Below are 21637 nucleotides of genomic sequence, written 5' to 3'. Positions count from 1 at the left end.
GTCCGTGTTCGAAACTGTGCCTGAAGGCACCGGCCTTGCTGTCCACAACCCCGCCACCGGGGCCCTCATTGCGACGGTGCGCGACTATGCGCCGGCCGAGATCGCCGCGATCATCGATGCGGCCGATGCGGCGCGGCCGGCATGGGCCGCCGAGACCGCCAAGGCGCGCGCTGCGGTCCTCCGCCGCTGGTATGCCCTCATCATGGAGCGGCAGGAAGAGCTTGCCGCACTGATTACCGCCGAATGCGGCAAGCCGCTGGCCGAAGCGCGCGGCGAGGTGGCCTATGGCGCCTCGTTCATCGAATGGTTCGCCGAGGAAGCCAAGCGCGCCTATGGCGAGACGGTGCCGACGTTCGCGGTGGGCAAGCGCGTCCTCACCATCAAGCAGCCGGTGGGCACTTGCGCTGCGATCACGCCGTGGAATTTCCCTATCGCGATGATCACCCGCAAGGTCGGTCCGGCGCTGGCGGCAGGTTGCTCCATCGTGGTCAAGCCCGCCGAGGCGACGCCGCTGTCGGCGCTTGCGCTGGAGACGCTCGCGCGAGAGGCGGGCGTGCCGGCGGACCTGTTCCGCGTTACCCCGTCAAACGATCCCGCCGGTGTCGGCGCGCTGTTCTGCCACCATCCCAAGGTGCGCAAGCTGAGCTTCACCGGCTCGACCCGCGTGGGCAAGATCCTGATGGCGCAGGCCGCCGAGAACGTCACCCGCCTCAGCCTCGAGCTGGGGGGCAACGCGCCTTTCATCGTGTTCGACGATGCCGATCTGGATGCCGCTGCCGATGGCCTGATGGCCTCCAAGTTCCGCAATGCCGGGCAGACCTGCGTCTGCGCCAACCGCGTGCTGGTGCAGGACAGCGTCCATGATGCCTTCGTCGAACGCCTGCGCGCCAAGGTTGCGGCGCTGGTGGTGGGCGATGGCGCCGCACCGGGCACGACGATCGGGCCGCTGATCAACGCGGCGGCCGTGGAGAAGGTCGAGAGCCTCGTTGGCGATGCCCTCGCAGGCGGCGCCACGGCGCTGATGGGCGGCCACCGCTCGGACGTCGGGGCCAGCTTCTTCGAGCCGACCGTGCTGGCCGGAGTGAACCCGCAAATGGCCATTGCCACGTCCGAAATCTTCGGCCCCGTCGTCCCGCTGATCCGCTTCAAGGACGAGGACCAGGCCGTGCGGATCGCCAACGACACCCCCTTCGGCCTTGCCGCCTATTTCTTCGCGCGGGATCTGGGGCGCGTGTGGCGCGTGATGGAAGCGCTCGAATACGGCATGGTCGGTGTCAACGACGGCATCATCTCGACCGAAGTCGCCCCGTTCGGCGGCATCAAGCAGTCCGGTCTCGGGCGCGAGGGATCGCGCCACGGCCTCGATGAATATCTCGAACTCAAATACTGCCTCATGGGAGGAATTGGCGCATGACCAGCAACACCGAGCTTTGGGCCCGCCGCGAAGCCGCCGTGCCGCGCGGGGTCGGATCGATCCACACGCGGTTCTTCGAGCGCGGCGTGAACGCGGAGGCCTTCGACGCCGAGGGCAACCGCTACATCGATTTCGCGACCGGCATCGCGGTTTGCAACACCGGCCATTCCGACCCGCGCATTGTCGAGGCGGTGAAGCGCCAGCTCGATCAGTTCTCGCACTGCTCGTTCCAGGTCACGCCGTACGAGAGCTACATTGCCCTTGCCGAGCAGCTCAATGCCGCTGCGCCGATCAAGGGTCCGGTCAAGACGGTGTTTCTCACCACGGGCGCCGAGGCGCTGGAAAACGCGGTCAAGATCGCGCGCTCGGCGACCGGGCGGCGCGGGATCGTGACGTTCCAGGGCGGCTATCACGGCCGCACGCTGCTGACCTTGGCGATGACCGGCAAGGTGCTCCCCTACAAGGCCGGATTCGGCCCGCTGCCGGGTGATGTGCACCACACCCGCTTCCCGATACCCTATCACGGGTTTGACGAGAAGCAGGCCGTGGCGGCGCTGGAGGCGGTGTTCGCCTCGACCATCGAGCCTGCGGCTGTCGCTGCCATCGTGCTTGAGCCGGTGCTGGGCGAGGGCGGATTCTATACCGCGTCCTATGCCTTCTTCCGTGCGCTGCGCGAGATCTGCGACAAGCACGGCATCCTGCTTATCGCGGACGAGGTCCAATCGGGCTTCGCGCGTACCGGCAAGCTCTTCGCGATGGACTGGGTGCGCGAGGCGACCGGCGTGACGCCGGACATCATGACGATAGCCAAGGCCATGGCGGGCGGCTTCCCGATTTCGGGCGTGATGGGCCGTGCCGATCTGATGGACGCTCCGGATACGGGCGGGCTGGGCGGTACCTATGGTGGTTCGCCGCTGGGCTGCGTGGCTGGCCTGGAAGTGCTCAAGATCATCGCCGAGGACAACCTGTGCGAGCGCGCTGTCACCATCGGCAATACCATCAAGGGCACGCTCCGGGCGCTCCAGCAGGGCGGCATGCGCTCTATCGGTGACGTGCGTGGGCCCGGTGCGATGGTCGCGATGGAACTGGTTCATGATGGCGATCCCGACCAGCCGAACCCGGAGCTGACCAAGGCTGTGGTGCAGGAAGGTATCAAGGATGGGCTGCTGCTGCTCTCCTGCGGGATGCGCGGCAATGTCGTGCGGTTTCTGCCGGCGCTGACCATGCCCGATGATTTGCTGGCCGAGGCCATGGACCGCCTGACCGGCGTGATGCGGCGGGTGGCGGGCTAACCGCTGCCCTTGCGGTAGCGGCCCGGCGATACGCCGAAATGGCGGGTGAAGGCGCGGGTGAAGCTCGCGCTTTCGGCAAAGCCGACGTCGAGCGCGATGGTACTGACATTGCGCCGGCTGGTGCGTAGCAGACGCGCGGCTGCTTCCATGCGCTGACCGTTCACCAGGGCGCGCCAGCCGGTGCCTTCGGCGGCGAGGCGGCGGTGCAATGTGGGCGCGGAAAGATCGAGCCGCTGTGCGACTTCGGTCAGCGCCGGCGGCGCATGGAGCGGCGTCGCCTCGATCATGGCCTTCACTTTTGCGGCCAGCGATGCACGCGTTCCGCGGCCAGCCAGCCGCTGGAGGTGTTCCTCGATGATGGGATGGAGGCTTGGGCTAAGCACGCGGCCGCGCAGATCGAGGTAGCGCCCTGCAAGGGTCAGCCTGTTGCAGTCCTGCTCGAAGAACACGTCGCAGCCGAAGTAATCGCGGTAGCGGGCATAATCGCCGACGCGCTCGTGTTCGAAGCGCACTTCGCTGAGTTCAAGGTCACCCCCCGCAAACTGCCGCGCAAGGTTGAACATCGCAGCGATGGAGTATTCGGCGTCCTGGCGCCTGCGGGTGATTGATTGGTCGAGCACTTGGTAGGTGAACGTCGCCCAGCCACCCTCGTCGGTGAAATGGTTGCGACTGGCCTGCTGCATGGTCGAGAGATAGCGCGTGAAACTGGCGAAGGCGGTTCGCAGATCGGGCGCGCTAAGAAACAGGAAGCTGAGCGGGCCAAGGCTTTCTGACCCTGCAAGGCGGCCGGTGTGAAGACCGAAGTGGGGATTGCGGACCAGTTCGGCCGCATCCTCGAAGAACGCAATGAAGCCAGCGAGGGGGATCAGGCCGTCCGGGTCCTCCAGCACTTCGCGCGGCACACCGATGCGCGCGAGCAGGCCCGCCGCGGAGTGGCCGGTCAGCTCGACGCAATTGGCCACGTGGCGCAGGAACTGCGCGGCGATCTGGGGTTCGGCCATGTGGCCAAGCCTATCAGCCGCCGCGCTCGTCGTCACTTCGTCTCGAGCGCGGATTCGTAGAATGCGGCGCCCTGGCCGCCCGCGGCGCGGATACCGCGGAACTCCCAGTCGCCGCCCATCGCCGTGGAGATCACTTCCTCGGATTCGGTCGGCTGCGCGCCGCAATCATCGCGGATCGGGGTGGGGCCGTGGACGACCGTGTTGGTCAGCTTGCCGAGGCCTTCGACTTCGACTTCCACCACATCGCCGGGCTGCACAGGGCGGCTGTTGGCGGGGGTTCCCGAAAGCAGCACGTCGCCCGGCTCGAGCGTGATCGTCCGGGCGATATCGGCGACGAGATAGTGCATGTCCCACTCCATCTCGCTCGTGTTGCCGTCCTGCCGGACTTCGCCGTTGACCAGGGTGCGGATCTGCTTGCCCCGGAAATCCCAGCCGGTCACAAGGCCCGGACCGATCGGGCAGAGCGTGTCGGACCCCTTCACGCGCAGCATGGAGCCGGCGTCGGTGTCGCGGAAATCGTGGAGGCCATAGTCGTTCGCGACCGAATAGCCGAGGATGTAGTCCGCCGCCTCGTCAGGCGCGATGTTGCGGCACGAGCGGCCGATCACGATGGCGATCTCGCCTTCATAGTTGAGGTACTTGCAGCGCTCGGGCCGCACCACGGCGCCCTTGTGGGTGTTGAGCGCGGTTACCGGTTTCTGGAAATAGGTGGGCGCGGGCGGGAGCTTTGTGATGAACTCCTTGACCCGGCTCTCGTAGTTCAAATGGACGCAGATGATCTTGCTGGGGTTGCACGGGGCAAGGTGCACCGCTTCATCGACGCCGATGCTGCGGCCATCTTTCGTGACGAGCTCGTCGCCATGGCGCGTGGTGAGGATGGGGTAGCCATCAAGCAGGATGCGGCGGTATTCGGTGGTCATCGCGGGGCCCTCGGTTCCAGTTGGGGTATGCCTTAGCGCCGCCGTGCGCCACAGGCATTGGCCGCTGCGGCCAAGCTCGTGCCGACGGGCGCGGTAGAAGCGGGTGCAGTTTTCCAGACGAGGTATCCATGAGCAACCTGAAGGGCCTGTTCTATCCGCGCACGCCGAGCGGCAAGGCGAGCATCGTGCCGCCGGTGCCGTGGCACTATTCGGGCGAGCTGATCACGCTGGAATACCGCACGGACCCCGCGAAGATCGCGGCGCTCCTGCCCGATGGCTTCACGCTGGCCGAGGAAGATCCCGGCGCTGTCGCGGCGATCTGGGCGGACTGGCAATCGACGTCCGACGATCCGCTGCAGATCCTCGATCCCGTGCGGGTGCAGTACAAGGAGATGTTTATCGTCGTGCGCTGCCAGTTCCAGGGGAAGACCTGGTCGCGCTGCGTCTACATCTGGGTGGACAAGGAATTCGCGATGCTGCGCGGCCAGCATCAGGGCTATCCCAAGAAGCTCGGCTCGATCCAGATGAGCCGCCCGGTCTATGTTGGCAAGGCCGGGCCACGGCTCCAGCCCGGCGGCACGTTCGGCGTGACGCTCGCGGCGTTCGACCGGCGGCTGGCGGAAGGGCGCTTCACGATCACCGAGGCGGCGGAGCGGCCCGGCTTCGTCAATGGTCTGCCGATGGTCCACAACCGGTGGATGCCCGCGATCGAGACCGATGGCACCCAGAGCCTCGACGAGGTCGTCACCATGTCGAGCTACGACGTGGAACTCGGCCGCTGCTTCAAGGGGGACTTCGACCTCAGCTATTTCGAATCTCCCGTCGAGGAGCTGCTGGATATCACGCCGCAGGAAAAGATTGCCGGATACTGGCACGAAGTCGGCGTTTCGTGGCGCGCAGGGACGACATTGGTGCGCAACAATCTCGCCTGATCAGCGGATCATCGAGCCTCCCTTCATCACCAGCCTGACGCGGGTGAGGGCGGTGAGATCACGGGTCGGATCGCCCTCGACGGCGATCAGATCGGCCAGCAGGCCGAGCTTCACCGCGCCGCGATCGGAGAGGCGGAAGGCCTGCGCGTTGCCCGATGTGGCGGCGATGAGGACTTGCGGCGGTGTCATGCCTGCAGCAGCCATCGCGTTGATTTCACGCACGTTCTCGCCATGCGCGAACACGCCGACATCGCCGCCCATGCAGATCGGCACACCGGCGGCAAGCGCGGCGCGCAAGGCGGTGCGGCTTGTCGCGACGGCGGCGGGCGCGGGTTCAGTGCCGTTCCAGCCGCGATAGCGGGCGATGGCCTCGCTGGCCGCCAGTGTCGGGCAGAATGCGATGCGTCTGGCGGCCATGGCCTTGAAGACGGCGGGCGTGCCTTCATCGCCGTGCTCGATGGTATCGACCCCGGCGGCGATGGCGCGGCGCATGCCCTCTGCCGTGACGGCATGGACCGCGACAGTGCGGCCGGCATCGTGCGCGGCGGCCGTGGCGGCAGTCATCTCGGCCTCGGAAAACGTGGGCAGGCTCGGCTCGCCCGGGCGGTAGTGATAGTCGGCATAGAGCTTCACGACATCGGCCCCGGCGGCGATCTGGTTCCTGACCGCGCGGACAATCCCCTCGACGCCGCTCGCTTCCTCGGCGCCTTGCGGGATGCTCACGCCGGGCTCGAAACCCTTGGGGCCATAGGCGCCCTGCGCGACGATGGCGCGGGTGGCGACGAGGAGGCGGGGCCCGGGGGTGAGGCCGCTGTCGATGGCCTTTTTCAGCCCGACATCGGCGTAGCCCGCGCCTTCGGTGCCAAGATCACGCTCGGTGGTGAAGCCCGCGCGCAAAGTGATTTCGGCCTGCTTCGCCGCGCGGATGGTACGCAAGGCCAGCGGTTCGTGGAGGACCTGATCGTCCCAGTCCGTCTCGTTGTAGGGATGGAGGAACAAGTGGCCGTGGCCCTCGATCATGCCGGGCATGAGCGTCTGGCCGGGGAGGTCCATGGTGGTGGTGCCAGGCGGCACGGAAAGGTTGGGGCCGACGGCGGCGATCCGCTCGCCCTCCACCAGCACCTGCCAGCCGGGATGGGGCGCGGGATCGGTGCCGTCGAACACCTGTGCTGGCCGGAGCAGGATGCGCGGAGGCTCGGCACGTGCGGCGGCGGGGGCGATGGCGGGAAGGGCGAGGACGAGCGCGAGCGCGGTGGTGACAAGAGCCTTCATGCGCGGCGCGCTCCGTTTGAATTTAGGTCAGGTTGACACAGTTGACACAGTCCAGAGGAGAAACTGTCAGGGGCGGTTCCGGCGGACGCTCCGGTGCGCGCTGCGGTGGGGTGATGGGCCGTGCGGGCGGCGCAATTGCGAGGGTTCCAGACCATGGTGGGAGTGTAACGCACAGAGCGTGTGTAGGACAGGGGCGTGTAGGACTGGGTGCGAGGGAGGACCGTTGCACTCGTGCCGCAAGGGCTTGTGGAGCGCCCCTCGAACCGGGGTGACAAATCGGGCGGAGACGGTTAGCTGATCGGCGTGACCGTCATGGAACTCCAGAAGCCCGCCCACGTCCCTGCCGAGTGCACTGTGGCTGCACCGATCGATCCACGGCAGCTGATGCGCGAATTGCAGGCGTTTCGCGATCCGCGACCGGCGCGCAGCGGGTGGGAGCTGGCGATCACGCTGGTTCCGTTTCTTGTTCTGTTTGCGGGAATCGCGGTTGCGGTGAAGGCGGGTTACTGGCTGGCGCTGGCGGCAACGCCGCTGGCCGGGCTGTTTCTGCTCAGGCTCTTCATCATCCAGCACGATTGCGGGCACGGCTCGTTCCTGCGCAACCGGGCGAGCAACGACTGGATCGGCCGGGCGCTGGGTGTGCTGACGCTGACGCCCTATGATTGCTGGCGGCGTTCGCACGCGATGCATCATGCGGGAACCGGCAATCTTGCCGCGCGCGGGGTTGGCGATGTGGATATGCTGACAGTGCGCGAATATCGCCAGCGGACGTGGCGGGGACGTCTGGCCTATCGGCTCTATCGCCATCCGCTGGTGCTGCTGGGGCTTGGCCCGGCCTATCTGTTCCTGGTGCGCCACCGGCTGCCGATCGGCCTGATGAATTCGGGCTGGATCTATTGGGCGAGCTCCATCGGCACCAATCTGGGCACCGCCCTGGTGCTGGCGCTGCCGCTTGTGCTGTTCGGTTTCGGCGTTACGGCGCTGGTATTCTTCCCCGTCCTGCTGAGCGCGGCCTCGCTGGGAGTCTGGCTGTTCTTCGTCCAGCACCAGTTCCGCGATGCCCACTGGCAGGAGGCGCAGGACTGGTCGTTTCACGATGCGGCGCTGCATGGCAGCACGCATCTGGAATTGCCGCGAATCCTGGGCTGGTTCACCGGCCATATCGGGATCCATCATGTCCATCATCTGGCGAGCCGGATCCCCTTCTATCGCCTCCCCGAAGTGCTGGAGACGCATCCGCGTCTGCGCGAGGTGAACCGGTTCAACGCACTGCAGGCCTGCGGTACCTTGCGCCTCGCCTTGTGGGACGAGCACCGGCAGGAAATGGTGACCTTCGGCGAGGCGGCCCGGATCGGGTAATCCTTCCCCGAACGAGAAGAGACTTGCGGGGGGCCGGAAAGTGCATCCGTTGGCTGCAAAACCCCCTTGCCAAGGGCGCCGTTCCAGCGGACACCTTGCAGCATGATGACAAAAAAACTGCGTGCGTCGCTGCTGGGTCTTCTCTGTACTGTCAGCCTGGCGGCTTCTTCACTTCAGGCGGGCTCTCCCCAATTGCCGAGTGCATTTCCGGCGGCGACGCATCCGGTCGCAGGGGACGAGTGGCCCTATGTCGGCGGGGATGAGGCGGGGACATGGTTTTCCGCACTGGCTGATATCAACGACAGCAATGCGGCGCAGCTTGGCCTCGCCTGGGCCTATGACATGGGCACCGAGCGCGGGCAGGAAGCGACGCCGCTGGTGGTCGACGGGGTGATGTATACCTCGGGCGTGTGGGGCATCGTCTATGCGTTGAAGGCGGATACGGGTGAGGTGCTGTGGACCTTCCATCCGGGGATCGATCCTTCCGCCGCGCGCAATGCCTGCTGCGATACGGTGAACCGCGGCGTCGCGGTGCGTGATGGCGTTGTGTTCGTCGCCAGCGAGGACGGACGGCTTCATGCGCTCGATGCCAAGACAGGCGCGGAGAAATGGACCGCCGACACGATCATCGGCCGGGGTACGAGCAAATATACATACGCTTCGACCGGAGCGGTGCTGCTGACGAGTGATGCGGTGGTGATCGGCAATTCGGGTGCCGACCTGGGCGACGGCTCGACGCGCGGCTACATCTCGGCTTGGGATATCAAGACCGGCAAGTTCAAGTGGCGCTTTTTCACGGTACCGCCGCCGCCGGGGCAGCCCTTCGAGCATCCCGAGCTGGAAATGGCGGCAAAATCGTGGGGTCCGAACCACGATGGCCGCTATGAGAACGGCGGCACGGTGTGGGACGGGCTTTCCTATGATGCAGAGACCGACCAGATCGTGTTCGGCACGGCCAACGCATCGCCTTATGTGCGCGCCAAGAGCGCGGCGGAGCGGCACGACGACTTGTTCAATGCCTCGATCGTGGCGGTGAACGCCAGGACCGGCCGGATGACCTGGTACTATCAGGAAACTCCGGGCGATGCCTGGGACTATGACGCGGTGCAGAAGTTCGTGTTCGCCAACCTGCCGGTGGGCGGCGAAACGCGCCGGGTGGTGATGCAGGCTTCGAAGAACGGGTTCTACTACACGCTCGATCTCAAGACGGGCAAACTGCTCGCGGCCGATCCCTTCACCTACGTCAACTGGGCGAGCGGGGTGGACCTTGCCACGGGCCGGCCCAAGTTCACGGAAATTGCGGATTATTCGACCAAGCCCAAGAACGTCTATCCCTCATGGGCGGGAGCGCATACGTGGAACCCGATGTCGTTCAGCCCGAAGACGGGCCTTGTCTATATCCCGACGATCGACATGCCCAACGTGATGGTCAACCTGCCGCTGAACAAGGGCAGGCTCGATCACCTCGAAGGGTTCTTCAACACCAACGGGATCATTCCGGACGACACCTATGACGAGCCGACGCTGACGCGCCTGTTCGGGCCGATCCCGACCAAGGCGGAGCTGCAGAAGGAGCGCGGCAAGACCAGCCTGGTGCGCGAGGTGCTGAAGGCCTGGGACCCGGTGGCGCGCAAGGTGGTGTGGGAGCATGTGACCTCCGACGTGAACCGCGGCTACGATGGCGGCGTCCTTTCGACGGCAGGCAATATCGTGGTGCAGGGACGCGGCGACGGGACTTTGCGCGTTTATAATGCGACGACGGGGGCCGAGCTGGCCTCGATCCAGACCGGATCGCACATCATGGCGGCGCCCATGACCTACAAGATCGGCGGCGTGCAGTATATCGCGGTGCAGGTGGGCTATGGCGGGATCGGCATCAGCTATCCGCTGCCGCCGGTGGACATCGCTTACAAGAACCGCAATGCCAACCGCATCCTGGTCTTCAAGCTGGGCGGCGGCCCAGTGCCGCAGCCGGAGCCGCGTGTCGATCCGCTGGTCTACCCGGAGCCGCCGGCGTCGAAGGCGAGTCCGCAGCTTATCGCGCACGGTGAGGCCAAGTTCACCGAGTTCTGTTCGCGCTGCCACATGTTCGGTCCCGGGATCACGCCGGACCTTTCGCGGCTGCCGAAGTATGTCCACGGCCTGTTCAACCAGATCGTGCTCAAGGGCGCGCTGGCGGGCAATGGCATGGCGCCGATGGGCGACATGGTGAGCAAGTACGACGTGGAGGCGATCCACGCCTACCTCATCAATGTCCAGCGCAAGGGCTGGGAAGCCCAGCGCAAGACGGTGGCGGCGAACTGATCGGTTGCCCCTTTACCCTGAAGGGGAGGGGGCGAGCTTAGGGCAGCGGCCCTTCCGGAAGGCCCAGGGCGGCGCGGTCCGCCGTTGCGCCGGCGAGGTCTATGCCCGCCAGCGCCGCACGGGCCTCGGCATCGAGCAGGCGCACGCGCGCGTCCGTTGCGGCTTCCTCGCGCATGTTGAGAAGGAAGAAATCGCTGGCCCCAAGATCGAAGCGGCGGCGTTCGGCGGCGGCGAGATCATCGGCGAGGCGGGCCTCGTCGGACGCGAGGCGGGCGGTCTTTGCCGCGCCGTCGACGGCGATGGCGATGCCCTTGACCTCCACGGCGATCTGTTCGCGCACCAGTTGCTGGCGGGTGCGCAGGCCGTCGATTTCGGCGCGAGCCTCGGCGATCTTGCCCCTGGCGGAGCGGCGTTGGAGCGGCACGGTGAGGCGCACGCCGACAATGGCTTCCTCGCCCGAGCGTGATTTGCCGCCGCGGCCTGTGGGGCCGACATCGTAAGCCAGCTCGCCGCGCAGATCGAGCCGGGGTTTGAGTTCGTTTTCGGCCAGCGCGAGTTTGAGTTCGGACTGGGCGAGGCGGGCGCTGAGGGTCTGGACGTCCGGGCGGCCAGACGGAATATCGGCGGGCTGGCCCGGGCGGGTGGGCCTGAAGCCGGGAAGGGTCGCCGGCAGACGGTCTGCGCTGGGCACGAGACGCTCGCCGCTTTCGCTGCGCAGGAAGAACGAAAGCGCGTTGGCGGCAGCGCCGAATTCCTGCTCGGACCGCACGACAAGGGCGCGGCGGCGGACGATGTTGGTATCGGCCTCGGTGAGGAGGATCGCGGGGCGCGCACCGAGCTGGACCTGGCGCGCGATGCCGGCACGGCGCTGCTCGGCCAGAACGAGGAGCGCCTGATAGGCCTTGAGGCGCAGGCCGGCGGCGACCCAGTTCTGATAGGTGGCAGCCGCGCGCGCCTGAACGCCGATGGCGACCATCTCGCGTTCCAGCCGCGCGGCGTCGATATCGCGGGCGGCCAGGGCGATGCGGCCGCGGCGTTCATCGATGGCGCGGTCGCGCAGCAGCGCAAACAGGCCGCCGATCTTCAGTTCGCCGAGACGGTCGGTATAGGCCTTGTCCTCGTAGACGGGGAAGGAACCGGTGGAGACGCGGTAACCGCCATAGAGCGAGCCGCCGTTTTCGGTGAGCGGGCGAGTGGCCTTGCCTTCGAGATAGGTGCCCGAATAGTAGCCGAGCACGCGGCTTTGCGCGTCGATATCGAACACGGTGTCGAACGCGCCGTCAGCCGAAAGGGCGCGCCCTTCCGCCTGGCGCACGCGGGCCATCGCCTCGACGATCTGCGGGGCCTGCGTGGCCGAGGACTGCAGCACCTCGATCAGCGTGAGGGGCGCGGTCTGGGCTGCCAGCGGGGACCCCCACAGCAGCGCCAGCGACAGTGCCGCGGCCAGAGCGGGGCGGCGGATCATTTCGGCTTGCCAGCCTTGCGCACGGTGGCGTCATCGTCCTTGCCGGGCCCGTCGGCGCTGCCGCCTTTCCCGTCCTTGCCGCCGATCGAGGCCTTGATCTCCTTGCTGAATTCGAGCGGGAAATCGTTGAGCTGACGCCACAGCTCATAGCCGACCTTGACGGTTTCCATCTGGATCCAGCCGCGCACCCGGGCGCCGAGCCTGGTGAAGCGCAGATCGGGCCAGGGCTTCTTCGCTGGATCGGGTTCGACAAGGACGCGGAACAGGCCGCCCGAGCCGGAGGTGGGATCGACCGCGCGGACGCGGCCATCGAAGATGCCCTGAGCCACCGAAGGCCAGCCGCTGAACTGGATGGCCGGCCAGCCTTCGAACTCGAGCCTGACATGCCGGCCGGGGCGGACGAGCGCGATATCGCGCCCATCGATGTAGAGCGCGACGGCGCGCTCTGCGGTTTCGGGCGCGACGGTGGCGAGGATCGAGCCGGGCGAGACAACGCTGCCGCTGAGGCCGGCGTTGACCGCCTGGATGCGGCCGGCGCGGGGCGCGCGGACGACCTGGCTGGACTGGCGCGCGAGCTGGACGTCGATGCGCTGGAGCTTGGCGCGGGATTCGGCGAGCTTGGCACCGCCCTCGGCGACCTTGATCTGCGCCAGTTCGTAGTCACGGCGGGCAATGAGCCCCTCGCGGAAGAGCGCCGCCGTGCGGTTGACATCGAGCTGCGCGGTGGCGCGCGACTGGGTGACGGCGGCGATCTCCGCTTCGATCTGCGCCCGCTCGGCGGCGAGGCGGGTGAGGTATTCGGGATCGAGATCGACCACGCGCGCGATGGGCTGGCCGGCCGCGACCTGCTCGCCATCCTTCACATACCATTCGGTGATGCGCCCGCTGACGAGCGAGGAGACATCGGCGGTGCGGTCATCGGGATCGAGCGCGACGACCATGCCATCGCCATTCGCGGTCTGGACCCAGGGCACGAAGGCCATGACGAGCGCGGCGGCCGTGATGCCGAGCGCGACCATCCATGCGGTGATGACGGCCACGCGCGGGGCCTTCATCGAGGCGAGTGTCGGGAAGTGGTCGATATGGTCAAGCCGATAGGGCACGTGACGCCTCCCGATCCTTGATATGCGCCTGCAGTTCTGCGGCGGAGGCGAAACGGATCTGCTCCTGACGGCCGAGCCACAGCCAGCCATCGAGCGCGAAGCTGCCCGGGCGCGCGGTGCACAGCAGCACGGTGGTGCCGGCGGCCTTCAAGCGTTCCAGCACCCCGTAGAGCTGCGCGGGCGGCATGACATCGAACACCGGCGCAAGGACGAGCACCTTGGGGCAGGCGAGCAGCGCATTGGCGAGCTTGAGTTCCATGACCTCGCCCACCGTCAGCGGCCAACCCGAGGAGGCGAGCGGAGTGTCGAGCCCTTCGGGCAGGCTGGCGATGCGTTCGCTGAGGCCGACGGCATCGACCGCATCGAGAATGCTGGCAGGCGTCAGATCGGATATCGCGAGATTGAGGTATTCGCGGATCGTGACTTCGACGATGGTCGGGCGGTCGAGCACGATGACGTCCGAGCGCAGCATGTACATGTTGAGACCGCCGAGGTCCGAACCGCCGACGGTGACGAGCCCGTGTTCGGGCGCGACATGGCGCTTGAGCAGCATCGACAGTGTCCGCTCGACCCCGGGCTCCGGCACGGTGACGAGGCGCTCGCCGGCGGCGAGCGAGAAATTGAGGTGGGTTTCGCCCAGCTTCACATCGCGCAGCGCGATCGCGCCGTCGCGCGGGCCCCGGGTGCTGGCCGCGGGCAACTTTTCCTGCGCGATGCCATAGAGCAGCGAGAGTTCCTCGCAGCTGGCGACCAGATCGTAGAACGTATCGAGATACCAGCCGAGCTGGCCGACGCCGTAGAACACGCCCGAGAGGATCAGCTCCGCGCCGACGAGCTGGCCGATGGTGAGCTCGCCCGCGAGGATCAGATTGCCGCCGAGCGCGAGAAGCGCGGCCGAGGCAAAGGCATAGAGCATGAAGAACGCCAGCGTCTGCGCGAAGCTGTAGCGGAAATAGGCCTTGTGCCTGGCGATGTAGTTCGCGGTCATCGCTTCGGATCGGTCCATCGCGAAGCCGACATGGCGGCTGGACTTGTAGAAGCCGTTGGAGCCGCCGACGCTTTCGAGCCAGCGCGCGGTATCGTGCTTGGCATGGCTGAGAGCGACCGCATTGGTCATCGACCCACGCGACCACAGCAGCCAGATCACCAGCAGCGCAAGCAGCAGCACCACGTTGAAGGCGAGGAAGAACGGATGATAGAAGCTGGTGACGATAAGGCCGACCGCCGACTGCAGCATGATGGTGAAGCCGCCGATCACAAGGCTGGGCACCGATTTCTGCACGACCGCGAGATCGAAAAAGCGGTTGAACAGGTCTGCCCGGCGCGCATCGCCGAAGAAGGGATCGCGCGCATGGACGGCGCGGATCGTGATTTCGGCAACGATGCGGGCAAACAGGCGGCGCTCGAACAGTGTCATGACATAGACGCGCAAGGTGCTGAGCAGCGCGACGACGAGGAGGAGCACGAAGAGCAGCCCCGCCAGCGTCCACAGCGGCGCGGGCAGCGCGGTATAGGCGACGCTGTTGATCAGCAGCTGCACCGAAATCGGCGTGGCGAGCGAAAGCAGGCCGATGGCAATGCCATAGACCGCAGCCAGACGCAGATAGCCCGCATCGGGGCCGATGATTTCGGCCAGCCAGCGAATTGCATCACGCAGTTCGACGCGTGCGGGTCCCGCCATGACATTCCCTGAAAGTGTTCTCTTCCGAGATCGGTACGGTGTGTTTTAGGTGAGCGAGGAGAGCAGCGCCAATCAGAAGTCTTGCGGAGGCGCTATAGGCTGTGATTATAACCTCCCATGACGACGATCCGCCAGCTGCAGTACCTGGTCGCCCTCGCCGACACGGGCTCCTTTGCCGAAGCCGCGCGGGTCAGCCATGTCTCGCAGCCGGCGCTGAGCCAGCAGGTGAAGGCGCTGGAAGAGCGATTGGGTGTGCGCCTGCTCGAACGCTCGACCACCGGCGCGATCCTGACGCCGATCGGTCGCAGCGTGGTTTCCAAGGCGCGCGGCATTCTGGGCGAGGTGCGGGGCATCGAGGAACTGGCGCGTTCGGCCGCGACGGGCCTCACCGGCACCCTGCGCATGGGGACGACGCCGACGCTGGGGCCCTATCTGCTCTCGCCGATCATCGCCGATCTGCACCGCGCCGCCCCCGGGCTCAGGCTCTATGTGCGCGAAGGCATTCCCGACGAGCAGGCGCGGCAGGTTTCGCGCGGGGAGCTTGACGTGATACTCGGACCCCTGCCGATCCGGGGCGATGACCTGGAGATCGAACCCCTTTTTCGCGAACCGCTCGATCTGGTGGCCGCGGTGGACAGTGAACTGGTACGCGGGCCGGTGGACCCTGCGGCGCTGGCCGGGCAGGTGCTGCTCTCGCTCGATACGCGGCACCACCTGCACCGCGAGACGCAAGGGATCGCCGAAGCGCACGGCATGGCGCTGAGCCCGGACTACGAGGGCACCAGTCTCGACAGTCTGCACATGATGGCCGCCTCGGGCCTTGGCCTTACCGTGCTGCCGCGGCTCTATCTGCAAAGCGACGTGGGCGGGCTGGCGGGATTGGCGGTTGTCGATGTCGCAGGGTGGCGGGCGCACCGCTCGGTAGCGCTGGCCTGGCGGCGCGGCAGGAGCATGGAAGCGGCGTTCCGGGTGATCGCCGAACATGTGCAGCGATCCGCGCGGCGGATGCTGGAGCGGGGGCTGGGGTAGGTCCAGACCCTAGGGCGCCGGGTTTTCCCAGCCGCCGCCCAGCGCCTTGAACACGCTGATCTGCGCATCGGCACGCTCCGCCTCGGCCTGGGCGAGCGCGGCGCGGGTCTGGGCGCGCTGCCGCTCTGCATCGAGCAATTGCAGGAAGCTGTCCGCACCATAGTCGAACCGGATGCGCGAGAGGCGGGCGGCATCGCTGCTGGCGACCATCGCGCGGCGCAGCGCGTCCTCCCGCGCAGTGGCCCCGCCGGCGCGGGCGAGGGCCTGTTCGGCTTCCTTGAGCGCGGTGAGCACGGCGGCATCGAAGCGGGCGAGCGAACCTTCGGCCACCGCCTTGCTTTGCTCGACCCGGGCGCGCGCCGCGCCGTTCAGCGGGAAATTCCAGCTGATCAGCGGGCCGACCGAATAGCCGACCGAGCCCGAATTGCCGAGATTGCTGAAGCGCGTGGCGCCGAGGGACACGCTGCCGAGCAGCGTGATCGAGGGATAGAGCGCGGCCGTGGCGACGCCGATCCGGGCGGTATCGGCGGCCAGGGCGCGTTCGGCCTCGCGGACATCGGGGCGGCGGACGAGGAGCGCCTGGCCATCGCCGACGGGGAGCGGTTCGGCGGCGGTCGGCACGGTGCGGCATTTCGCGGCGGGGGCTTCGAGAATGGCGCTGGGAGCATCGCCCGTGAGCACGGCGAGGGCATAGAGCGCGGCGCGGCGTTCGGCTTCGAACACGGGGACCGCAGCGCGGGCCTGCTCGACCAGCACGGTGGCCTGATCGACTTCGCCCCGCGTGCCGCGCCCGGCGGCAAGGCGGCGCTGGGTGAGATCGAGCGTGCGGGCCTGCAGGCCTTCCGTCTCGCGTGCGACATCGGCCTGTTCACCGAAGGCGCAGGCCGAGGCATAGGCGCGGGCGGTTTCGGCGGCGACCGCGACGCGCGCGGCATCGACGGCGGCCTGTGCGGCGGCGGCATCGGCGCGCGCTGCCTCGAGGCTGCGGCTGACCCCGCCGAACAGTTCCGCCTCGTAGCTGGCGTCGAAACCGAGCGAGAAGAAATCGTTGGTGACCGCGCGTCCGAATGCGGGGATCACCTGACGGCTGTGCGAGAACTGGGCGGAGGTGCCGGTGGTGGGCAGGCGCGCGGCACCGGCCTCGGAGAGGACGGCGCGGGCGCGCTGGAGGTTGGCGGCGGCGACGCGCAAGTCGGTGTTCTTCGCCAGCGCCTGCGTGACGAGCCGGTCAAGCTCGGCATCCCTGAACAGGCGCCACCATGCATCGGGGAGCGGCGAGGGCGCCACCGCGCCGTTGTCCAGCGCTTCGGTCAGGCGGACCTGCTCGGGCGGGAGCGCGGCGGGGCGCTTGTAATCTGGCCCCACCACGCAGCCGGTAAGCGCGAGCGCGGGCAGCAGCGCGGCGAGACGCTTCATGCCTCGCCCTCCGCATCGGGGAGCGGCTTGGGCTTGCGCGGGAACGCGCGGACGACCCGGTCGCCGAACTTGCGGCTGATGATGTAGAACGAGGGCGTGAAGAGGAGGCCGAACAGCGTCACCCCGATCATGCCGAAGAACACCGCGATGCCGAGCGCCGAGCGCATTTCCGCACCGGGCCCGCTGGCGGTCACCAGCGGCAGCGTGCCGAGGATGAAGGCGATCGAGGTCATCAGGATCGGCCGGAGGCGCTGGTGCGCGGCGCGCTGGGCGGCGGCGCGCGATTCCAGGCCCTCGTCCTCGCCCTGCCGCGCGAATTCGACGATGAGGATCGCGTTCTTGGCGGCCAGGCCGATCAGCACGACGAGGCCGATCTGCGTGAGGATGTTGTTGTCGCGGCCCATCACGTCGACGCCGATGATCGCGGCAAGCAGGCACATCGGCACGATCAGGATCACCGCGAGCGGAAGGACGAGGCTTTCGTACTGCGCCGCGAGGAGCAGGAAGACGAACACGACCGCGAGGCCGAAGACGAGGATGCCGGTGTTGCCCGCCTGCTGCTGCTGGTAGGCAAGCTCGGTCCATTCATAGGTGAACCCGGCCGGGAGATTAGCCTTGGCCAGCTGGTCCATGGTGATGAGCGACTGGCCCGAGGAGAAGCCGCGCTTGGTATCGCCCTGCAATTCTGCCGCCGGGTAGAGATTGAAGCGCACGACGCGGTAGGGGCCGCTGTCGTTCTTGAGCGTCATCACGGCGGCGAGCGGGACCATGGTGCCCGAGGCCGAGCGCGTTTTCAGGCGCAGGATATCGCCGACATCGTCGCGGTAGGGCGCATCGGCTTCGGCCGTTACCCGGAAGGTGCGGCCCAGGAAGTTGAAATCATTGACGTAGGTGCTGCCGAGATAGGTGCCGAGGGTGGAGAACACGCGCTCCACCGGCACGCCGATCTGCTCCGCGCGCTCGCGGTCGACCTCGGCCTTGAGACGCGGGGTCTTGGTGTTGAAGGTGGTGAACACCGAACTGAGCCCGGGCTCCTGACCTGCGGCCATCATCATCTTGAAGGCGGCGCCTTCGAGCGCGGCATAGCCGGCACCAGAGCGGTCCTGGATCATCATCTTGAAGCCGCCCCCGGTGCCGATGCCGCGCACTGGCGGCGGCGGCACGACAAGGACATTGCCGGCGGTGATCGCGCCGTAGGCCTTGCGCAGCTCGTTCGCGACCTGATCCGAGGACGCTTGGCGGTGATCGAAATCCTTGAGCGTGATGAAGATCGCGCCGGCATTGGGCGCGGTGGTGAAGGTGGCACCATCGAAGCCGGCGAAGGCGATGGTGGTCTTCACGTTGGGATTGTCGCGCGCCATCCGCGCGGCCTGCTGGACGATCTCGTCGGTGCGCTGGAGCGAGGCGCCGGGTGGCAGCTGGACGACGCCGATCAGGTAGCTCTGGTCCTGCGCGGGGATGAAGCCCGTGGGCGTTTCGTAGAAGCGCCAGCCGGCCACGGCGAGGAGCAGGACATAGGCCACCGCGATCATGCCGAGCGAGCGGACAAGCCGCGCGGTGAGGCGGCCATAGCGGGCGGACAGGCGTTCGAACCGGGTGTTGAAACCGCGCGCGAAACGGACCGGGAGGCCGCGCCAGCCGGGTGGGCAGGGTGTTTCGCCGTGATCGCGCGGGCGAAGGATCAGCGCCGCGAGTGCGGGCGACAGGGTGAGCGAGACGAACGCCGAAATCGCGGTCGCGCTGACGATGGTGAGCGCGAACTGCTTGTAGAACGCGCCCGAGATGCCGGGGATGAAGGCGGTGGGGATGAACACCCCGCACAGCACGAGCGCGATGGCGATGAGCGCGCCGGAGACCTCGTCCATCGTCTTGTGCGCGGCGGCACGGGGGGTGAGGCCTTCCTCCTCCATCAGGCGCTCGATGTTTTCGACCACCACGATCGCGTCGTCGACCACGATGCCGATGGCAAGGACGAGGCCGAACAGCGAAAGGTTGTTGAGCGAAAAGCCGAACGCCGCCATCGCCGCGAAGCTGCCGATCAGCGAGACCGGGATGGCGATGATCGGGATGATCGACGCGCGCCAGCTTTGCAGGAAGACGAGCACGACCAGAGCGACGAGGATGATCGCCTCGAACAGGGTGTGCTGGACCGCCTCGATCGAGGCGCGGATGTATTCAGTGGGGTGAAACGGCACCGAATAGATGAGGCCGGGCGGGAAGGTTTTGCTGAGCGCTTCCATTTCGGCATCGACGGCCGCCGCCGTTTTCAGCGCGTTTGAACCCGGCAGCTGCGAGACGCCGATACCGATCGAGGGGTAGCTGTCGCGATAGGCATTGGTGCCATAGTCCTGCGCGCCAAGCTCGATCCGCGCGATATCGCGCAGGCGGGTAAGCCTGCCCTGGTCGTCACGCTTGAGGATGATCGCGCCGAACTCGTCGGTCGAGGTCAGACGGCCGCTGGTCTGGATGCCAAGCTGGAAGGCGGTGCCGCCCTGGTTGAACGGCGGCTGGCCAACCGAGCCGGCGGCGACTTGCGCGTTCTGCGCGCGGATCGCCGCGATGATCTCGTCCACCGTCAGGTTGCGGCTCGCGGCGGCATCGGGATCGATCCACACGCGCATGTTGTAATCGCGCGCGCCGATGATGCGCACGCCGCCCACTCCGGGAATGCGGCTCAGCCGGTCGAGCACCTGCAAGGTGGCGTAGTTGGCGACGTACTGGTGGCTGAGCGACTTGTCCGGCGAATAGAGGTTGATCACCATGAGCAGGTCGGGCGAGTTCTTGCGCACCGTCACGCCGATCTGGCGCACTTCCTCGGGAAGGCGGGGTTCGGCAGTGGCGACGCGGTTCTGCACCAGCACCTGGGCCGAATCGACATTGGTGCCCGCCTTGAAGGTGACGGTGATCGAGACATTGCCGTCGCCCGTGGAGGACGACTGCATGTAGATCATGTTCTCGACGCCGTTGATCGATTCCTCGAGCGGAGCGGCGATGGTTTCGGCCAGCGTTTCGGCGGTGGCACCCGGGTAGCTGGCCGAGACGACCACCGTGGGCGGCGCAATTTCCGGGTACTGGCCGACCGGCAGCGAGGGATAGGCGATCGCGCCGATGATGACGATCAGGATCGAGAGCACCGCCGCAAAGATCGGCCGGTCGATGAAGAAATGCGGCAAGCGCATTACTTGGCCGTCGCCTCGGCCGCAGCAGGCGCTTTGATCGCGTTGGAGGCGGGCGAATCCGCCGCCGCGCGGGGCTTCATCGTGATCACCTTGGCATCGACGTCCACGCCCGGCTGCAGCCGCGCGAGACCATCAAGGATGACCTTTTCGGTGGGCGCGAGGCCGGTCTTGACCACGCGCAGGCCTTCGACCAGCGGCCCGGTCTCGACATTGCGCTGCACCGTCTTGCCGTCCTTGCCGACGACGTAGACAAAGCGCCGGGTCTGATCGGTGACAATGGCTTCATCGGGGACGAGCAGGGCGCTGTAGGTGCCTGAACCCAGCAGGCGGGCGCGGCCGAACATGCCCGGGACGAGGAACCCGGTGGGGTTGTCCACCTCGGCAAAGGCGCGGATCGTGCCCGAATTGCGATCGATCGCGTTGTCGACGAACTTCATCAGGCCATGCCAGCGGTAGCTGGTTTCGTCGGCCAGCTTGATATCGACCGGATTGGGCGCATAGCGCGAGGACTGGCGCTCCCCGGATTGCGCCTGGCGGACATACTTGAGGTAGAAGGTCTCTGCGCCTTCGAAGGCGAAGCGGATCGGATTGACGGTGACGATGCGGGTGAGGACCGTCTGGCCCGCCGCCACGTAGGTGCCGATGGACACGCGCTTGTCCGAGACGCGGCCGCTGATGGGCGCGCGGACGGTGGTGAAGGAGAGATCGAGCGACTTGGCTTCGAGGTTGGCGCGGGCGGCCCCGGCGGCGGCCACGGCGCTGCGCAGGGCCGCCTGCTTGGTCTCGAACTCCTCGCGGCTGATAGCCTGCGCGTCGACGAGCTTCTGCGCCCGGGCGAGTTCGGTGCGGGCATTGGTGACCAGCGCCTCGGCCTTGGCGAGATCGGCGCGGGCCTGCTCCGCAGCGGCACGATAGGGGCGCGGATCGATGGTGAAGAGCACCTGGCCCCGGGCGACTTCGACGCCTTCGCGGAAGTTCACGCTTTCGACCGTGCCGGATATGCGCGGCCTTATCTCGACATCCTGCACCGCCTCGAACCGGCCGACGTAGTCGTCCCAATCGACCACCTTGCGCTGCAGCGGGAGAGCTACCGAAACGTGGGGTTTGGGCGGTGGTGGCGGAGCGGCCGGCGCGCAGGCGGCAAGCGCCAGGGTGCCGGCAAGCGGGAGAGACATGATTCGACGCACTTAACCTTCGTATGGGTCCTCCTGCCCAAGGGCAAGTGTTGCTGCAGTGCAGCGCCTTGTCCGAAAGGGCCGGGCAAAGCGGC

Annotated in this window: 15 protein-coding genes; 6 read left to right on the top strand and 9 right to left on the bottom strand. The window is 67.1% G+C overall.

What is annotated here, in order from left to right; translation table 11 throughout:
• Positions 1-4 precede the first annotated feature (4 nt).
• On the top strand, positions 5-1414 hold the full coding sequence (locus AQZ52_RS13580; RefSeq protein WP_276203276.1) for an NAD-dependent succinate-semialdehyde dehydrogenase: 1410 nt from the start codon (positions 5-7) through the stop codon (positions 1412-1414).
• Positions 1411-2706 (top strand): 4-aminobutyrate--2-oxoglutarate transaminase, encoded by a 1296-nt coding sequence (gabT, locus tag AQZ52_RS13575; RefSeq protein WP_067911729.1) that lies wholly within the window; start codon positions 1411-1413, stop codon positions 2704-2706. Before AQZ52_RS13580 ends, gabT begins: the two co-directional genes overlap by 4 nt.
• On the opposite strand, the gene AQZ52_RS13570 is transcribed toward gabT, so the two are convergent.
• Together AQZ52_RS13570 and AQZ52_RS13565 are read right to left on the bottom strand one after the other, a co-directional pair.
• Positions 2703-3707, bottom strand: a complete 1005-nt coding sequence (locus AQZ52_RS13570) for an AraC family transcriptional regulator (protein ID WP_067911725.1) — start codon at positions 3705-3707, stop codon at positions 2703-2705. The genes gabT and AQZ52_RS13570 overlap by 4 nt on opposite strands.
• Positions 3708-3739: 32 nt before the next feature.
• Positions 3740-4627 (bottom strand): fumarylacetoacetate hydrolase family protein, encoded by an 888-nt coding sequence (locus tag AQZ52_RS13565; RefSeq protein ID WP_067911722.1) that lies wholly within the window; start codon positions 4625-4627, stop codon positions 3740-3742.
• A 128-nt stretch (positions 4628-4755) separates the two neighbouring features.
• Here AQZ52_RS13565 and AQZ52_RS13560 point away from each other — a divergent pair, with 128 nt between their 5' ends.
• A complete protein-coding gene (locus AQZ52_RS13560; RefSeq protein WP_067911719.1) occupies positions 4756-5559 on the top strand; it encodes an acetoacetate decarboxylase family protein in 804 nt (267 codons plus the stop codon).
• On the opposite strand, the gene AQZ52_RS13555 is transcribed toward AQZ52_RS13560, so the two are convergent.
• A complete protein-coding gene (locus tag AQZ52_RS13555) occupies positions 5560-6831 on the bottom strand; it encodes a metal-dependent hydrolase family protein (RefSeq protein ID WP_067911715.1) in 1272 nt (423 codons plus the stop codon).
• A gap of 312 nt (positions 6832-7143) precedes the next feature.
• Between AQZ52_RS13555 and AQZ52_RS13550 the strand changes: the two genes are divergently transcribed.
• A complete protein-coding gene (locus AQZ52_RS13550; RefSeq protein ID WP_156424935.1) occupies positions 7144-8190 on the top strand; it encodes a fatty acid desaturase in 1047 nt (348 codons plus the stop codon).
• 192 nt (positions 8191-8382) lie between these two features.
• Entirely contained in the window at positions 8383-10494 is a 2112-nt protein-coding gene (locus AQZ52_RS13545; RefSeq protein WP_240481633.1) for a PQQ-dependent dehydrogenase, methanol/ethanol family, read from the top strand.
• A gap of 37 nt (positions 10495-10531) precedes the next feature.
• Here the strand turns inward: AQZ52_RS13545 and AQZ52_RS13540 are convergent, their stop codons facing one another.
• Genes AQZ52_RS13540 through AQZ52_RS13530 form a run of 3 tightly spaced genes read right to left on the bottom strand, consistent with a single transcriptional unit; the run spans position 10532 to position 14743 of the window.
• On the bottom strand, positions 10532-11959 hold the full coding sequence (locus AQZ52_RS13540; protein WP_067911709.1) for a TolC family protein: 1428 nt from the start codon (positions 11957-11959) through the stop codon (positions 10532-10534).
• The gene (locus tag AQZ52_RS13535) at positions 11956-13014 is read right to left on the bottom strand and encodes an efflux RND transporter periplasmic adaptor subunit (RefSeq protein WP_067912215.1); all 1059 of its coding nucleotides are present in this window, start codon (positions 13012-13014) and stop codon (positions 11956-11958) included. Before AQZ52_RS13535 ends, AQZ52_RS13540 begins: the two co-directional genes overlap by 4 nt.
• A 31-nt stretch (positions 13015-13045) precedes the next feature.
• The gene (locus AQZ52_RS13530) at positions 13046-14743 is read right to left on the bottom strand and encodes an ATP-binding cassette domain-containing protein (protein ID WP_067911706.1); all 1698 of its coding nucleotides are present in this window, start codon (positions 14741-14743) and stop codon (positions 13046-13048) included.
• 117 nt (positions 14744-14860) lie between these two features.
• On the opposite strand from AQZ52_RS13530, the gene AQZ52_RS13525 reads away from it, so the two are divergent.
• Positions 14861-15772 carry a LysR family transcriptional regulator gene (locus tag AQZ52_RS13525; protein WP_067911704.1) on the top strand — a complete coding sequence of 304 codons (912 nt, stop codon included), beginning with the start codon at positions 14861-14863 and terminating at the stop codon, positions 15770-15772.
• A 9-nt stretch (positions 15773-15781) separates the two neighbouring features.
• Here the strand turns inward: AQZ52_RS13525 and AQZ52_RS13520 are convergent, their stop codons facing one another.
• The 3 genes from AQZ52_RS13520 to AQZ52_RS13510 are packed head-to-tail and all read right to left on the bottom strand — an operon-like array spanning position 15782 to position 21542.
• Positions 15782-17188, bottom strand: coding sequence for an efflux transporter outer membrane subunit (locus AQZ52_RS13520; protein ID WP_067911701.1), 1407 nt, complete (start codon positions 17186-17188; stop codon positions 15782-15784).
• Positions 17185-20367 carry an efflux RND transporter permease subunit gene (locus AQZ52_RS13515; protein ID WP_067911698.1) on the bottom strand — a complete coding sequence of 1061 codons (3183 nt, stop codon included), beginning with the start codon at positions 20365-20367 and terminating at the stop codon, positions 17185-17187. Before AQZ52_RS13515 ends, AQZ52_RS13520 begins: the two co-directional genes overlap by 4 nt.
• Positions 20367-21542 carry an efflux RND transporter periplasmic adaptor subunit gene (locus tag AQZ52_RS13510; protein WP_067911695.1) on the bottom strand — a complete coding sequence of 392 codons (1176 nt, stop codon included), beginning with the start codon at positions 21540-21542 and terminating at the stop codon, positions 20367-20369. Before AQZ52_RS13510 ends, AQZ52_RS13515 begins: the two co-directional genes overlap by 1 nt.
• Positions 21543-21637 lie beyond the last annotated feature (95 nt).

The organism is Novosphingobium fuchskuhlense, from assembly GCF_001519075.1.
Lineage (GTDB): Bacteria > Pseudomonadota > Alphaproteobacteria > Sphingomonadales > Sphingomonadaceae > Novosphingobium > Novosphingobium fuchskuhlense.
This window is presented reverse-complemented; position numbering and strand designations above follow the sequence as displayed.